13 protein-coding genes, 4 pseudogenes and 2 other annotated features (1 of these 19 only partly in view) are annotated in these 16349 nt (G+C 41.7%); of the genes and pseudogenes, 1 reads left to right on the top strand and 16 read right to left on the bottom strand.

Going from position 1 to position 16349, the window contains the following annotated elements:
• Positions 1-25: a sequence feature (ribosomal protein L20 leader region), on the bottom strand; it reaches 99 nt to the left of the window's first position.
• Positions 26-152: 127 nt separating this feature from the next.
• The 16 genes and pseudogenes from thrS to polA form a co-directional block, all read right to left on the bottom strand.
• A pseudogene (gene thrS / locus JCM19055_RS10000) lies at positions 153-2086 on the bottom strand (threonine--tRNA ligase).
• A 45-nt stretch (positions 2087-2131) separates the two neighbouring features.
• Positions 2132-2349: a binding site (T-box leader), on the bottom strand.
• Between the two features lie 158 nt (positions 2350-2507).
• A pseudogene (locus JCM19055_RS10005) lies at positions 2508-4047 on the bottom strand (cation acetate symporter).
• Between the two features lie 5 nt (positions 4048-4052).
• Positions 4053-4386 (bottom strand): annotated as a pseudogene (locus tag JCM19055_RS10010) (DUF485 domain-containing protein).
• 278 nt (positions 4387-4664) lie between these two features.
• Complete coding sequence (locus JCM19055_RS25390) at positions 4665-5153, bottom strand: putative sporulation protein YtxC (RefSeq protein WP_265182024.1); 489 nt, start codon at positions 5151-5153, stop codon at positions 4665-4667.
• 479 nt (positions 5154-5632) lie between these two features.
• Positions 5633-6757 carry a cyclic dehypoxanthinyl futalosine synthase gene (mqnC, locus tag JCM19055_RS10025; RefSeq protein WP_042359643.1) on the bottom strand — a complete coding sequence of 375 codons (1125 nt, stop codon included), beginning with the start codon at positions 6755-6757 and terminating at the stop codon, positions 5633-5635.
• Between the two features lie 99 nt (positions 6758-6856).
• Positions 6857-7765 carry a primosomal protein DnaI gene (dnaI, locus tag JCM19055_RS10030; RefSeq protein WP_052366176.1) on the bottom strand — a complete coding sequence of 303 codons (909 nt, stop codon included), beginning with the start codon at positions 7763-7765 and terminating at the stop codon, positions 6857-6859.
• An 80-nt stretch (positions 7766-7845) separates the two neighbouring features.
• On the bottom strand, positions 7846-8304 hold the full coding sequence (locus JCM19055_RS10035) for a DnaD domain protein (protein WP_042359644.1): 459 nt from the start codon (positions 8302-8304) through the stop codon (positions 7846-7848).
• 34 nt (positions 8305-8338) lie between these two features.
• Entirely contained in the window at positions 8339-8821 is a 483-nt protein-coding gene (locus tag JCM19055_RS10040) for a hypothetical protein (RefSeq protein WP_042359645.1), read from the bottom strand.
• A gap of 2 nt (positions 8822-8823) precedes the next feature.
• Positions 8824-9198, bottom strand: a complete 375-nt coding sequence (locus JCM19055_RS10045) for a hypothetical protein (RefSeq protein WP_042359646.1) — start codon at positions 9196-9198, stop codon at positions 8824-8826.
• A gap of 50 nt (positions 9199-9248) precedes the next feature.
• Positions 9249-9725 (bottom strand): transcriptional regulator NrdR, encoded by a 477-nt coding sequence (gene nrdR / locus JCM19055_RS10050; protein ID WP_042359647.1) that lies wholly within the window; start codon positions 9723-9725, stop codon positions 9249-9251.
• Between the two features lie 157 nt (positions 9726-9882).
• On the bottom strand, positions 9883-10911 hold the full coding sequence (locus JCM19055_RS10055) for a glyceraldehyde-3-phosphate dehydrogenase (RefSeq protein ID WP_042359648.1): 1029 nt from the start codon (positions 10909-10911) through the stop codon (positions 9883-9885).
• Between the two features lie 107 nt (positions 10912-11018).
• Entirely contained in the window at positions 11019-11609 is a 591-nt protein-coding gene (gene coaE, locus JCM19055_RS10060) for a dephospho-CoA kinase (RefSeq protein WP_042359649.1), read from the bottom strand.
• Between the two features lie 74 nt (positions 11610-11683).
• On the bottom strand, positions 11684-11929 hold the full coding sequence (locus JCM19055_RS25395; protein ID WP_081833596.1) for a manganese efflux pump: 246 nt from the start codon (positions 11927-11929) through the stop codon (positions 11684-11686).
• Positions 11883-12287 (bottom strand): manganese efflux pump, encoded by a 405-nt coding sequence (locus tag JCM19055_RS23520; protein WP_052366177.1) that lies wholly within the window; start codon positions 12285-12287, stop codon positions 11883-11885. Before JCM19055_RS23520 ends, JCM19055_RS25395 begins: the two co-directional genes overlap by 47 nt.
• A gap of 87 nt (positions 12288-12374) precedes the next feature.
• A complete protein-coding gene (mutM, locus tag JCM19055_RS10070) occupies positions 12375-13193 on the bottom strand; it encodes a DNA-formamidopyrimidine glycosylase (protein ID WP_042359650.1) in 819 nt (272 codons plus the stop codon).
• Between the two features lie 12 nt (positions 13194-13205).
• Positions 13206-15847 (bottom strand): annotated as a pseudogene (polA, locus tag JCM19055_RS10075) (DNA polymerase I).
• A 112-nt stretch (positions 15848-15959) separates the two neighbouring features.
• Here polA and JCM19055_RS10080 point away from each other — a divergent pair.
• Positions 15960-16334, top strand: coding sequence for a hypothetical protein (locus tag JCM19055_RS10080; RefSeq protein ID WP_042359651.1), 375 nt, complete (start codon positions 15960-15962; stop codon positions 16332-16334).
• The last annotated feature ends 15 nt before the right edge of the window (positions 16335-16349 follow it).

Genomic DNA, 16349 nt, shown 5'->3' on the forward strand with positions numbered 1-16349 from the left:
GAAGCGGGCGCTTCTGCTTGCGTGCAACATGTTCAATACTTCATTACTATACAGGATGAATAACGAATTGTCAACATCACTTCTAAAAAAAAGCAATCACTTCGTTGAAACGCTCGAACGAGTGGCCTACTAACCAGTTTCTGTTTCTACTATTAGAACTTACGTGCTTCTTGTTTTAGTTGTTCAACAAAGGCATCGAGTGGCATCGACTCTGTATCACTTTCACCATACTTACGGATGTTTACATCAAGTGCGTCTTGCTCTTTATCACCGAGTACGAGTGTGTACGGAATCTTTTTCGTTTGCGCTTCTCGAATTTTGTAACCGAGCTTTTCTTCGCGCATATCTACTTCAACACGTACGCCTACTTTACGAAGCGCATCTTCTACTTTTGATGTGTACGATTGATGTACTTCTAATGAAACAGGAATTAACTGCACTTGGACTGGCGAAAGCCATGTTGGCAATGCACCTTTGTATTCTTCAATGAGGAAAGCAACAAAGCGTTCCATCGTTGATACAACCCCACGGTGGATGACGACTGGACGGTGTTCTTTTCCATCTTCACCGATGTATGTGAGATCCATTTGATTCGGCAAGTGGAAGTCGAGCTGAACGGTTGATAATGTTTCATCTTTTCCAAGGGCTGTTTTTACTTGAACGTCTAGTTTGGACCGTAGAATGCTGCTTCTCCAATTGCTTCTACGTATTCCGCACCACGCTCATCCATCGCTTCTTTTAGAAGACGTTGTGCTTTATCCCACATCTCATCATTATCAACATACTTTTCTTTGTCTTCGGGATCACGATACGAAAGACGGAAGTAGTAATCGTTAATACCAAAATCGCTATACACGTTTTGGATGAGATCAACGACACGTAGGAATTCTTCTTTCATTTGATCTGGACGACAGAAAATGTGTGCATCGTTTAATGTCATTGCACGTACTCGCTGTAAACCAGCAAGCGCCCCTGACATTTCATGACGGTGCATCGTTCCAAGTTCCGCGATTCGGATTGGAAGTTCGCGATAACTGTGCAAGTTGTTTTTGTATACCATCATATGATGTGGACAGTTCATCGGACGTAACACGAGGTCTTCATTATCCATTTCCATAGGCGGGAACATATCTTCATGATAGTGATCCCAGTGACCTGATGCCTTATAAAGGTCTACACTGCCGAGCACTGGTGTATAGACGTGATCATAACCTAAGCGCTCTTCTAAGTCGACGATGTAACGTTCAATCGTTCTACGAATTGTCGCTCCCTTAGGTAACCATAATGGCAATCCTTGTCCTACTTTTTGATTGATTGTGAAGATCTCGAGCTCTTTACCTAATTTACGGTGATCTCGTTCTTTTGCTTCTTCCAAAATACGAAGATGCTCATCTAAGTCGGCTTGCTTTTCAAATGCAGTCCCGTAAATGCGTTGAAGCATTTTGTTTTTGCTGTCGCCTCGCCAATAAGCACCAGAGATATTCATCAGTTTAATCTTTTTCAACTTGCTAGTAGACGGTACGTGTACACCACGGCAAAGGTCTGTAAACTCACCTTGCTCATAAAGTGTAACCGTTTCGCCTTCTGGGATGGCATCGATCAATTCTAGTTTAAGCGGATCGCCAATTTCATTGAAATACGCTTTCGCTTCTTCACGAGATACTTCTTTTCGAACGATCTCGAAGTTCTCATCCATAATCTTCTTCATTTCTTTTTCGATTTTAGGAAGATCTTCTGGTGTGATCGTATGCTCAGTATCGATGTCGTAGTAGAAACCCCCTTCAATGACAGGCCCTACACCGAATGTTGCATCTGGATAAAGACGCTTCACCGCTTGTGCTAGCAAGTGAGCACTACTATGGCGGAGAACTTCTAACCCTTCTGCGTCTTTGTATGTGATAATTGCGATCTTGCCGTCTTCTTTAATTGGCCTACGAAGATCATATAATTCGTCATTGAACTTACCAGCTAACGCTTGTTTTTTCAGTCCAGAACTAATAGACGATGCGACTTCTTCTAACGTGACGCCTGCATCAAATGATTTAACTGCTCCGTCTGGAAATGTAAGTTGTACTTGATTAGACATGCAATTCACTCCTTTAATTTAAAACACGAAAAAAACCCGTCCCTAAATAGGGACGAGTTTATACCCGCGGTTCCACCCTCATACAGCTGATTTGCTGCACTCGAATCGGTTAACGCCCGATAACGACAGTAAATACTAGCATCGCGTTCATCACTGTAGCTCTGAGGGGGTAAACTCATCGACCGGTGTTAAAAAGCTTTCAGCCTAGGCTTTTCTCTCTGTGAATCGTATCGATAAATTCATGTCCTCTTCCGTGCCTTTTTTTCTTACGACCTATTATATTCATTCGTCATGAAAAATGCAACCGCCTATTTTTGTTCGACTTTCTTACGAGCCTTTGCTTACTTTTAAGACATTCGTAATTATTTCCCGGGAAAAGATAAAGCGAAAGCCCTAAATAGGAACTTCCGCTCTACTTTCATTAGCTGTCAATCTCTTCTTTAAATCCTGTGTTTGCTTTCACTTTAATTTCACGATACTTCTCGGTATCTAATTTGCGACTCGAGAAGATCGTACCGAGGTATGCCCCTAAGAACCCGAGCGGAACGGATATGATCGCTGGGTTAGCCAATGGGAACAGTGGATCTCCAACGATAATCGCATTTCCGTCTGGATCAAGTACATTTGGACTTAGCATAACGAGTACTAATGCTGAAATTAAACCACTCAAAATCCCTGTAATTGCACCTGTTGTGTTAAATCGTTTCCAATAAATTGTGAAGATGATTGGCGGTAAATTCGCACTTGCCGCCACACAGAATGCAAGAGCTACAAGAAAGGCAACGTTTAAGTTTTGGGCGAAGAGTGCCAGAGTGATTGACATTGCCGCAACACTTAATGATGCAACTCTTGCTGCAACCACTTGTTGCTTCTCAGTCGCTTTACCCTTCTTAAGAATTTGCCCGTACAAATCGTGAGCAAATGCCGATGCTCCTGAAAGAACAAGACCTGCTACAACTGCAAGGATGGTTGCGAATGTTACTGCGGCGATGAATGAGAATAACAAGTCGCCACCGAGAACTTGGGCAAGAAGTGGTGCTGCCATATTTCCTGCCGGGTTATTCGCGACAATCGTTTCATGACCGACGAAAATTACCGCTCCCATACCGAGGAAAATCGTGAGTAAATAGAAGATCCCGACAATCCATGTCGCGGTAATTACTGATGCTCTTGCAGTCTTCGCATCTTTTACTGTAAAGAAACGTAATAAAATGTGCGGTAAACCTGCTGTACCTAATACGAGAGCGAGCATTAATGAAATTGTGTCTAATGGTAAGTCAGAACCGACTCCAGGATTTAGATAGGATGCTCCGTGAGGCGAGGCATCTCTCGCTTGCGTGAACAATTCAACGATATTGAAGTTCACGTGGAATAATACGATCAGCGAGATAATAAACATCCCGGCCATGAGTAACACGGCTTTAATAATCTGAACCCAGCTCGTTGCGGTCATACCACCGAACATAACATACGTTGTCATCATGACCCCGACGATAATAACAGCTACCCAATAAGATCCCAAATAATAATTGAATAAGTGCACCTGCCCCTACGAGTTGGGCAATCATATAAAACGTAACAATCGTAATTGTACTAAGTGCTGCAATTCCACGTACTTTCTTTAAATCAAATCGAGCCGTTAACATATCAGCAATCGTATACTTCCCAATATTACGCATTGGTTCTGCGACGATAAATAGAACGACTAAGTAACCGACAAGGTAACCAACACTATAATAAAACCCTTCAAAACCAGTGAGTGCAATGGCGCCGGCAATCCCTAAAAATGACGCTGCAGATAAGTAATCCCCTGCGATGGCTAAACCGTTTTGCCAACCAGTAAGCCCCCCACCAGCAGTATAAAACTCACTAGCCGTATTCGTACGCTTAGCTGCGAAATACGTAATGACGAGTGTTGCTGCAACGATGATTAGAAAGAGTGATATAACGGTAAAGTTCAATTCATTCAACTGACTTCCCTCCGATCGATCTGTACATGTTCTTCTAACACTTCATCAGCCATTCGATCGTATTGAGCCGCTTTTCTCGTATACATGATGCAAAGTGTCCACGTCATCACGAATTGAGCAACTGCTAATACCCATGCCCACGTAATCACACCGAACGCTTCGTTATGTAAAACCGTTGTATACGAAGCAAGCACCGGAAGTGAAAAATAAAATATAAAGAAAAAAAATGGTCATTGGTACGATAAATCGTTTCTTAGCATCCATTAACGCTTTGAATTTGGAATCGCTTACAACTTTTTCATAATCAATTGTAGCTTTTGAATTACTCATGACCGATCACCTCTTTACCAAGTGTGTATACAAAGATTACAAGATGTTCGCAATTGTGTCAATTTTATTTATATTAAATTTTGTAAGCGTTTTACTTAAAGGATATCCAGAAAGTATATGAATAAAAAAACCGACAAAAAAATGCTTTTTGTCGGTAACGCGTTCTCTCTTTAACGTAACGTATTCAACAGACTTTCCATTCTTAAATTTCGAATAAACTCCGCATCAGATTCATTTGCGGAATAAACAATTGATTAACAAATTAAAAATCGACAAATTTAAAACTCCCATTGCGTAAAAGAACGCAGATTAATCCGTTCTTGGAAAATGTTCCGAAGCGTTTGAATCACACCATCATCACAGTCGGTATACACGTATAACCGCTTAGGCGCGACACTTGCAATCGGACTAATAATCATTTCTGCCGGTAACACTCCTTCTTCAAATACGAGCATGCTCTTTGTATTCCTTAGTCTTTCAATCGCATTCCACTCATTGCCATTCCCGTCGCAAAGCTTAAATCGTTCCCTGCCCGGGTACCATAGATGCAATTCCGTTGACAGTGGGGTCGCTCCGTGGACATATGTTCGAAGCGTATCAACGAGCGTTTGATATTCTTGCTCCATTTGATATTCTTCGAAAATCGCATCGGACAACTTGTCTAAATAATGGATGTACTTTCCTATACAAAATTGCATAAATGGTTGCCAATGAAAAGTATCTTTGTCGATGAGATGTTGATGGACAGACTCGTAAAATGCATCCATTCGTTTTGTAATTTTTTTTAGCTTCTGGAATGTCCGAATGTTCTCCAGAAAGAATTGCTTTTGTACATTCAATCACATGCTCCAGTACACTTGGATCGCAATAATTAAAGCGACGATTAATCCGTCTTGCTAACCAATCGGTTTCGTAGTTCGCCATCATTTCATCTGTAATCACCGCAGCGATAAAAGGACGTACCGATTGCTCCCACTCATTTTTGTCCCCCTGATATTCGTAACGCATCTCTGTTTCTTTCGTTTGAGAAATCGTACATGGTGTATACAGATGCGTTAACCCATTCTTCATACGATCGACGACCTTATTACAGTCCTTGCTATGTGTAAATTCAATTGTCAGCACAAACATGCCTCCTCGCGCATTCCGTTAATCCGGTCCATACATCGCTCTATTCCATCGTATGTACGCGCTGGACAAACATGCGAAAAAAAAGAGAAACCTTCAAAGAAGGTTCCTCTACTGATTAATTCTGCATTTCAAAGTCTCTTGATGCTCGTTCATGTTCTTCAAAAACGTGCAGTGTGTTATATTTCGTATCACGAACAGCTGGTTTCTTGCCTGCTTCACGAATAATATCAAGCGCACGGTTGTTATTCACTTTATGCGTCGTACCTGCAGCAGAAACAACGTTCTCTTCGATCATTGTACTACCAAAGTCATTGCAACCAAAGTGGAGAGAACGCTTGCCTGTCTCTGGCCCCATCGTTACCCATGAAGATTGGAAGTTCGGAACGTTATCTAAAAACAAGCGACTAATCGCGACATTCTTCAAATACCCATTCGGAGTGATTTTCTCGCCTTTCATCCGAGTATTATCTGGTTGGAATGTCCATGAGATAAATGCAAGGAAACAGTTCGTTTCGTCTTGTGCATCACGTACTCGCTGCAAATGAAGCGCACGCTCTTCATTCGACTCCCCAAAGCCAATAACCATTGTAGCCGTTCCGTGCATGCCAACTTTCTTCGCGGCTTTCATACAATCAATCCATTGCAGCCAATCAATTTTTAAGCGGCTAACCGCTTTACGGTTTTCTTCTGTTAAGATCTCTGCACCGCCACCTGGTAATGAATCAAGACCTGCATCTTTTAATTCTTGTAGCACTTCTTCAAGGCTAAGTCCTGACACTTCCATCATCTTATAAATTTCAGCGGGTGAGAAAGAATGCATCGTAATATCCGGAAAACGTTTCTTAATGTTTCGAAGCAAGTCGGTATAATACGAAAACTCTAAATTAGGGTTCGTGCCACCTTGCATGAGTATTTCAGTACCGCCAACGTCCACGGTTTCTTGAATCTTTTTGAAGATCTCTTCATCGCTTAGAACGTAGCCTTCCTCATGACCAGGAGGACGATAAAACGCACAAAATCTGCAGTATGTATCACAGAAATTCGTATAATTGACGTTACGTCCAATTACGAATGTCGTAATAGGGTCTGGGTGCCACTTCTTCATCATTGTATCTGCAGCTTCACCTAGTTTATTTAGCTGTACTTCGTCATTTTCGTCTACTTCGTATAACCGAACGGCATCATCCATCGTTAGTCGTTCACCTGCGACAGCTTTCTCCAAAATCGCATCGATGCTCATCGTTCTGCCTCCTTAAAAACGCCGATTCATAGATTCATATTTCTCTTCTATCGTAACATAGCCACTGAAAAACATCGAATGTAGTTTCAGGGACGACAGTTATTCGTGACGTCGATTTCTCCCCGAAACATACACTGCAGTTGTCATCGGACGAATTCTTTCCATCAATCGCTTCGCTTTTAAACGCTCTTCACCATTTTTTTGTGAAAATGCTAGATGCCCTTCTAATTCGTCTAAATCCCAGTTCGACGTAAACACCGTCGGTAGCTTTTCCGTCATTCGATATTGCAAAATCACACCTAATACGTCGTCACGTATCCAAGCGGACATCGTTTCGGCGCCTAAATCATCCAAAATTAAGACTGGAACTGCTTTTACTGCATCGAGCTTCTCTGATACGGTACCGTCTGCCACTGACTGTCGCATTTCACGGAAGAACTCTGGTGCATAGACGAGCAATGACGAGATTTTGCGACTCGCCAACGTATTCTGAATGCTTGCTGCGATATACGTTTTTCCAACACCAAACATTCCATGCAAATAGAGCCCTTTTCCGTCTTTCTTAGGCTCAATTTCATTCGCAAACGTAATCGCTTGAATGACCGCTGTCCCTCTCGTATTGTCTTCATCATCCAGTTCCACTTGTTCAAATGACGCCTTTTTAAACTCATCAGAAACGTACATGCTTTGAATTAACTTCTTATGCTTTTGTTCTTGCTCACTAGCAATTTTAGAAGGGCAAGGTTGATACCTCATATGAATTTGGCCTAAATGAACATACAATTCAGGTTGATATCCAGGCATCGGATTTTGACAAGCATTTAATGACGTACAAGCGTGACAACCGACTGTTGAGTTTTTATACTCATATAGTTCTGCCATGCCTTGTTCAATCGAACCATCTGTCAATTCATCGCGATGATGATCCAACCAAGATCGAATTCTCTCGTCTTGAAACAGTGATTCACGCGCTTTATTCAAACGCTTTTCCCAGCCTGTTTCTCCCATATACTTTTTTTAGGGAATCACGGATCGGTTCCAATTAACTGTCCCCTTTCTTATATTTTTGAAGTAATAACTCAAATTTCTTACGTTCTTCTTCTGCTTTTTTTACGCTTCTCTTCTGATGGTTCTTCTTGACGCTCGCCTGTTAACCACTTCGGTAATTTATCTTGATTTTGTTGTGACTTTTTGTTTTTCGTTTGAGAAGGTCGATTTGTAGATTTGGATGGTTTATCTTTTACCTGTTTACGCTTTTGGTATTCTTGTTTTGCATGATTCATTGCTTCTTCAACCGTCTTAATTTTCTTCCTTGACCAATCGCCTGCAATCTTTTGGACGAGCGGAGCATCTAAGCGTTGATCATGGGTCCGCATCACGTAATCAATGAGCGTATTCACGACACCGACTGGCAATTTATAATCATGCACGAGTGATTCAGCTAGTTTAATGTCTGGTGGTGAAACGGACGCTTCTGAGATGCTTTCCAATAGCTCATAAGGTGAAATGCGATTGTAGTAACTTGCCATTTTCTCATCTTCACTCATCGGTTCTGGTTTCTCAGGTGATTGAGCTTCCTCGTCAGCCGTCGTCCGAAGCCCAAGCTTTGGAGGATTTTGACCGTGTTGATGGCGATACCAATTTTTTTACGACCGTACGTAACCGTTCAATATCAATCGTGTCGTCACCAATCATCGCTTCAATCATTAAACGACTCATTTCCATTTCATCAAGCTGATACACAAACGACAAACTGCGAACATCTTTTTTCACTGAGTCAGTTAGCATCGCCTCATGATCGAAAAACGCTGGCAAAAACGTCTTCACAAGTTCAAAGTCAAATTGTCGATCGTTGACAGCTAAAGACGAGCGAGCTCGATCACCAACAAGCTCTTCAGAGTCTTCACGATCTTCTCGATTTAATTCGCGATCTTTTAACGACGTAAACACGTCATTAAAGGCAACTGTTTTCTCTTCCCACTGTTGTTTATCGATTTTTGGTGTGCTAAACCGCTGTCGAATTTGTCGAAACTTCGTTACACCGATGCGATTTTGTAAAAACACACCTAAGAACGGATCGGCAAAAAAAATTCATTTGCAAGCATCGGCGTCGACAATTCGTACAAAAATACGCGTTCATCGTTTTGCTTTTGCATATACGTCTTTAATAAACCGATCGCCTCAAGTCGCTTTCTAGCATCTAAAATCGTTGGCAATTCTTCTGCCGTTGTGATCATCAATTCCCGATGTGTGCTTTCGTCACACATGTAAGCGTCTCGTTCTAACCGATAATATAACGTCAAATATAAATTAACGGCCATTGAGCCAATTAATGGTTGATACAACAATAGCAATGCTTTTTCATGTAGTTGTGAAAACGGCTCAATCATTCGTACTGTGTACGGATCCATTGGCCGTAACTCACTCCAAGACCAAGACAAACGAGTCACCTTCCTTCAAGACGTAGAAAGAGCCCTGAAAGCGTGATTGCTCACTTGTCGGGCCCTTCATCATCTGTGCGTTTCATCAATTCTTTTAATTCATCTATAAACACATTAATGTCTTTAAACTGTCGATATACGGATGCAAAACGTACGTAAGCAACTTCGTCAACGTGTGATAAATGTTCCATAACAAGCTCGCCAATACGGCCACTCGGAACTTCACGCTCGGAACCACTTCGTAATTCGCGCTCAACATCGCTCACAATCTTATCTAATCTTTCCAATGGAACTGGGCGCTTTTCACATGCTCGAATTAAACCGCGAAGCATTTTATCGCGACTAAATTCCTCACGGTTGCCATCTTTCTTCACAATTAACATCGGTGTCTCTTCGACAATCTCATACGTTGTGAATCGATGACTGCATCGTTCACACTCTCTTCGTCTTCGAATTGAGCGAGCCTCATTGTGTGGCCTTGAGTCGAGTACGCGAGTCCCGTTGGAATGACAGACCGGACAACGCATCGGCCCCACTCCTTAACAAGGTAGAATAACAACTAATTGAGTCTATCATAACATGTCTAGAATTACTCATCCAATCCTAATCAATTTAGACGACAAATGTAAAAAAACTGATCCATTAACGACATGGATCAGTCATAAAAGTTCAGCTGAAAATGAATTAAGAATTTGCAACTGATTGTTGTGTAATTTTCTGAGCAATTAAATCAACAAGGTCAACGACACGACAAGCATAACCCCACTCATTATCGTACCAAGCAATTACTTTCACTTGACGCTTGTTCATGACCATAGTAGACATGCTATCAACAATGCTAGAACGGTCGTCGCCATTAAAATCAATTGAAACGAGAGGCTCATCCGAAACGCCTAAAATGCCTTTCATTTCTTTCTCTTCTGCAGACTTAAACACTTCGTTCACCTGTTCAGCCGTTACGTCACTTTGAAGTTCACAAACGAGGTCTACAAGTGAAACGTTCGGTGTAGGAATTCGCAGTGCCATGCCGTTTAATTTCCCGTCTAAATGAGGCAATACGAGGGAAATCGCACGAGCTGCTCCCGTTGTCGTCGGAATAATTGATTGTCCACAACTTCTCGCCCTACGCAAATCTTTATGTGGATTATCGATATTCTTCTGATCGTTTGTGTAAGCATGAACCGTTGTCATCATACCGCTTTGAATTCCAAAAACATCATCAAGCGTTTTCACAACAGGTGCTAAACAGTTTGTCGTACATGAAGCATTTGAAATGACGTGGTGATTATCGTGGTCATACTCTTCGTCATTCACGCCCATAACAATTGTAATGTCTTCTTCTTTCGCAGGAGCGGTAATCACGACTTTCTTCGCCCCAGCTTCAATGTGTTTCCCAGCGCCTTCTTTTGTAACGAACTTGCCTGTTGCTTCAATAACAATATCAACACCGAGCTCTGCCCAAGGTAACTGCTTCGGGTCACGGTTTTGAAGTAGTTTGATTTCTTTGCCATCAACGATTAACGCATCATCTGTTGTGTCTACAGCGACGTCAAACGTTCCATGAGTACTGTCATACTTTAGCAAATGCGCAAGCGTTTTTGGAGGGTGGGTTGCGTTTACTGCAACGATTTCAATATTTTCATTGAAGAATGCACGTCGAAAAGCCATTCTCCCTATTCTTCCAAATCCATTGATCGCTACTTTCGCTTTCATCTTGATGCCTCCTAATTATGATACACTAATCATCACTATTTTCTTCAATAGTATATCATATAACGATAACTTGTACGATGTTTTTCTTTATTGGAAATCAATTCTATTTATATTCCCCATTTTTTTAATGTTTTTCGTACTTGTCTTGTAGTTTCCTCAATTGAGCCATTATTATTAATGATTTCGTCTGCATATTGCCGTTTTTCACGTAGTGGCATTTGAGAGTTCATTCGTGACTTAGCTTCTTCTTCTGTACTTTGATCCCGCTCCATAAGTCGTTGCAACTGTACGTCCTCATCAACGTACACGAGCAACACTTGATCGTATTGATCCATTTTTCCGCCTTCAATTAACAGGGGAATATCGTACACAATCGTTGTATACCCTTCATTCTCATACTGTTGCTGCTTTAACTTCGATCGTTCACGAATTCGCGGATGCATGATGTTATTCAATGTTTCACGTTGCTTAGGATCATTAAAAATGACCTTTCCGAGTGCTTTTCGGTGAAGTGTGCCGTCTTCATGGAATACCTCTCGTCCAAAATGAAATAGTATGTCACGATAAGCTTCTTCGTGAGGCTCAACGATTTCCTTTGCAATTTGATCTGCATCAATGACAGGCAAACCTTCCTGCTTTAGAAGGTCCGCCACGAGACTTTTACCACTAGCGATGCCACCAGTTAACCCGATGATCATAATAAAAACTCCTTATAAAAAAATTGTATATACCGATACACATAAGCAATAATCCTGGCAAAAACACTAATGGTTCACAAAAGCGCACATTCGACAGTTTGTATCCACCTTTTTTTGCCGATTACTAAAAACGTGACACACATGATGGATACGATTAAGGCAAACCAAACGACCGAGTACCCGAGCATGCTCGCCCCAAATCCGGCACCAAAAGCATCGAGTGATAATGCAACGCCTAGTAAGACTGCTTCTTTTACACTAATTGTCCCTGAATTATCGACGTCCGCTGCCGTCGGTTTTTTGAGGATTTGGATGACCAATCCTAATTTTTTTGATTTCGAATTTGACGACTTTCTCTTTTACTTGATCGACTTTGGTTATTGGTTTAACTTCTTCTGGCTTCGTTTTTGAATGGTGATACGCTTGCACAATCGCATAAACTCCGATGAGGATTAGAATGCTTCCTCCTAAGTAATCCGCAAATGCATTCGGTAAATATTGAAACACAAAGGTTGCTGCAAACCCTGACAGCAAAACCGCTGTAAATGAAAAAGTGCCGATGATTAACAGAGGCAACCAATTAATTTGCATTTTTCGCATACCGTACGTCATTCCTACGCCCAATCCGTCTACACTAACCGCAAATGCAAGAATTAAAACTGCAATCCACGATTCCATAAAAAAAAGCCCCCTCATACTCACTCAATACGATAGCCTATGAAATACGCTTATCCTATGTACATGAGGGAAGGGGGCATTTTTCAATTACGATTGACAGTCGGGGCAATAGTGCGTGCCCCGTCCTGCAACGACTGATCGAATAATGGTTCCTTCACACGTTTTACACGGCTCGTTCTTTCTCCCGTATACGAAAAGCTTCTGCTGGAAATAACCCATCTCACCATTTCCATTTAAGTAGGAACGGATCGAAGAGCCTCCTGATGCAATGGCTTCCTCTAACGTCTGAATCGTTTCTTTGTGTAATCGTTGGATTTCGTCTATTCGCAACGTGTTCGCCACTCGTCCAGGCAAAATCCCTGCGCGATGTAGTGCTTCATCGACATAGATGTTTCCAAGCCCCGCAACAATCGCTTGGTCGAGTAAAACAGCCTTAATGGAGCGAGTCGTTCTTTGGAACCTCTCTTGCAAATAAGACACCGTATAGCGCTCATTAAATGGCTCTGGTCCTACTTTATTCAGCGGTGCTCGGTCAAATTCTGTTCCTTTTACGAAGAGATGCATCGTACCGAACTTACGCACATCCCGATAACGAAGCTCGGTTTCATCTGTAAAGAAAAACCGCACATGCGTATGTTTATCAACTTCATCATTTGACGTGTTGTACTTGCCTTCCATCCGTAAATGGGAAACGAGAACGTAGTCCGTCAAAATAAACCGTAAAAACTTCCCTGTTCGTTCAATGTCTACGATCGTTTGACCGATCACTTGATCACGAAATACGCTCACATCGTCTGGCTCTTTAATCATCTTAGGCCAGCCGATTTCAATATCAGCAATCGTCTTACCAACAACTAACGATGAGAGAGTTTTGCGTACCGTCTCAACTTCTGGTAATTCCGGCATTCTCGTTTCTCCTTACTTCGCTTCGTACCATGTCTTTCCGAATTCTACATCAACGACAAGCGGCACATCTAACGAGATCGTCTGGCTCATCAAATCACTAACGAGCTGCTTCATCGTTTCGAGCTCTGACTCTGGTACTTCAAAGATCAATTCATCGTGTACTTGTAGAAGCAAGCGACTTTTTAATGATTGATCCTTAAGCGTGTTCGCGACATCAACCATCGCTTTTTTTTATAATATCAGCGGCTGTACCTTGAATCGGTGTGTTCATTGCAGTCCGCTCTGCGAAGCTACGCAAATTAAAGTTGCGGTTGTTAATATCATGCAAATAGCGACGGCGTTTTAACAACGTCGTTACGTAACCGTACTCTTTTGCATACGCAATCGATTCGTCCATATATCGTTTCACGTTCGGATACGTTTCGAAGTATTTATCGATGAATGATTGTGCTTCTTTTCTCGTAATACCGAGGTTTTGCGACAATCCATAGTCACTAATCCCGTAAACGATCCCGAAGTTCACAGCTTTTGCATTGCGACGCATCGTGTCGGTAACGTCATCCTTTGAGACATCAAAAACATCCATCGCTGTTTTCGTATGAACGTCTTGTCCTTCATGGAAGGCTTCCATTAATTTTTCGTCGCCAGACATGTGCGCTAACACACGAAGTTCGATTTGTGAGTAGTCAGCAGCAAGAATATACCAGTTCTCTTCACTTGATACGAACACTTTACGGATTTTACGTCCTTCTTCAAGTCGAATGGGGATGTTTTGTAAGTTCGGATCTTGAGAACTTAACCTCCCTGTTTGTGTTAAAGCTTGGTTAAACCGCGTATGAATCTTATTGCTCTTTCCGTGAATAACTTTTAACAAACCTTCCACGTATGTGGAGCGTAGTTCGAGATTTGGCGGTAATGAAGCAAATTCGGAATGATGTCATGTTCGCCTTCTAACTTCTCTAAAACATCAGCTGCTGTTGAATACCCTGTTTTTGTCTTCTTAATAACCGGTAAGCCCAGTTTTTCAAACAAAATCGGTCCTAACTGCTTTGGAGAATTAATGTTAAAATCCTCACCTGCAAGCTCGTGAATATCGTGCTCCAGCTGATTTAAACGCTCGTCCAATTCCACGCCCATTTGCTTTAATTGTTCTTGGTCTACCTTTACACCTTCGAGTTCCATTTCTGAAAGCACGAGAGCTAACGGTAACTCTAACGTTTCAAACAGTTGCCATTGGTCGTTTGTCGTTAACTCTTCTTTTAATATCGGTTGTAATTTCCAAATCGTAGCTGTCTTTCTAGCGATGTGATCATTAAGGGCATCCGCCTCTGGCTTTTGCTGCTTTGCCCCTTTCCCATATACTTCTTCATCAAGCAACACACTCGTCATTTCTCTACGCTCCGCAATGTTTGCAAGATCATGGCTCGATAATGACGGGTCAATTAAGTAAGAAGCGATCAAAGTATCAAACACAATGCCTCGCACGTCAAAACCTTTCCAGCCTAACATGACTGTGAGTTTCTTACCGTCAAACACATATTTTTCTTTCGTCTCATCGGCTAACCAAGCTTTGAAATCGTCAGATTGTAAGGCAACGTCCATTGGAACGGTATACGAACCGTTTTCATTCACAATGCCTAGCCCCCAAATTTCAGCATGGTGATAGTTTTCAGTTGGTGATTCAACGACAAGGGCTGCGGGAGATTGCAACATGTCTTCTGTAATTTCTTGTTCGTGGTGGAAAGTGAATTCTTCTAACGCCTGTTCTTTGGCCTCTATTTGTTCTTCATCGTCAACACCAATGTGTTTCATTAGAGAATTAAATCCGTACTCTGTGAAAAGCTTACGTACATCATTCGTTTCGTAACCCGTGTATTCAAGGTCTGACAACGACTCTTCTACCGGTGATTCACGGTGAATAACCGCTAACTCCTTGCTCATCAATGCTTGATCTCGGAATTCCTTTAAACGTTCACGTAACTTCGGTCCAGACACTTGCTCTGATGAATTGAGAACATCTTCAATGTTTCCAAATTCTTTAAGTAGCTTAAGTGCTGTCTTCTCGCCAACTTTAGGAATACCTGGGATGTTATCTGAAGAATCCCCAGCAAGACCTTTCATGTCAGGGATATGAGAAGCTGGGATTCCATAAACCTCTTCCATATGCGCCTCATCAAACCATTCGACATTTGTAATCCCTTTTTTCGTAATGGCAACGTGCGTGCGCTCACTTACGAGTTGAAGTAAGTCTTTATCTCCTGTATAGATTCGAACGTCAAAGCCTTCATCTTCTCCTCGCTTTGAAAGCGTCCCGATAATATCATCCGCTTCATACAAATCAATGCGTGTTTCTTTAATTTGAAAGGCTTGCAATACCTCTTTTATTATTGGCATTTGCTCTGAAAGCTCAGGTGGTGTTTTTTTCACGATCGCTTTTATAGCTTTCAAATTGCTCATGACGAAATGTCGTCTTACCTGCATCAAAAGCAATTAAAATATGGCTAGGTTCTTGGTCTTCTAGAATCTTCATTAACATATTCGTAAATCCATACACCGCATTCGTGTAAACACCTTGGTCGTTAGTAAGTAACGGCAAAGCAAAAAAATGCGCGGTATGCAATACTGTTTCCATCGACTAATACTAATTTTTTTATTCACTTGGAAACCCCTTTCGTACCGATCAATACACCTAGTTTATCATACCTTATCCGATGATTCTTCTCGTTCGCCTGTATAGTTTTTATGAGTATTGTGAACGGTACTCATATGAAACCAATGATTATGAGCTTCATCTTACTGTTACTATTATTCCCACTTTCACAAGACGTCTATGCGACCCCAAGCATTATCGAATTTCAAGCTAAAATTGTCACGGATACAGAAGGCTATGAAATTTGCTACGATGCGTTTCAAGAGCAATATAGCTGTCAAGAAACAGATAACGACAAAAACAAGCAATCTACAGAACGCTTCGTCTTTCACTTAGGCATTTACCCTGGTGCTACTAAGGAAGATGTTCAGCTTCGACTAGCAAACGCTTTAGGCATCGATGTTTCTGACGTCACACATTGGGACGTTGCTATCACGTTTGATGGAGGCGAGACCATTGAAGTGAAAGAAAAGGGAAAAAGATCAGAGTGATCTTTTTCCCTTTTT

Origin of the sequence: Geomicrobium sp. JCM 19055 (genome assembly GCF_000698185.1) — a bacterium.
GTDB lineage: Bacteria > Bacillota > Bacilli > Bacillales > Marinococcaceae > Geomicrobium_A > Geomicrobium_A sediminis.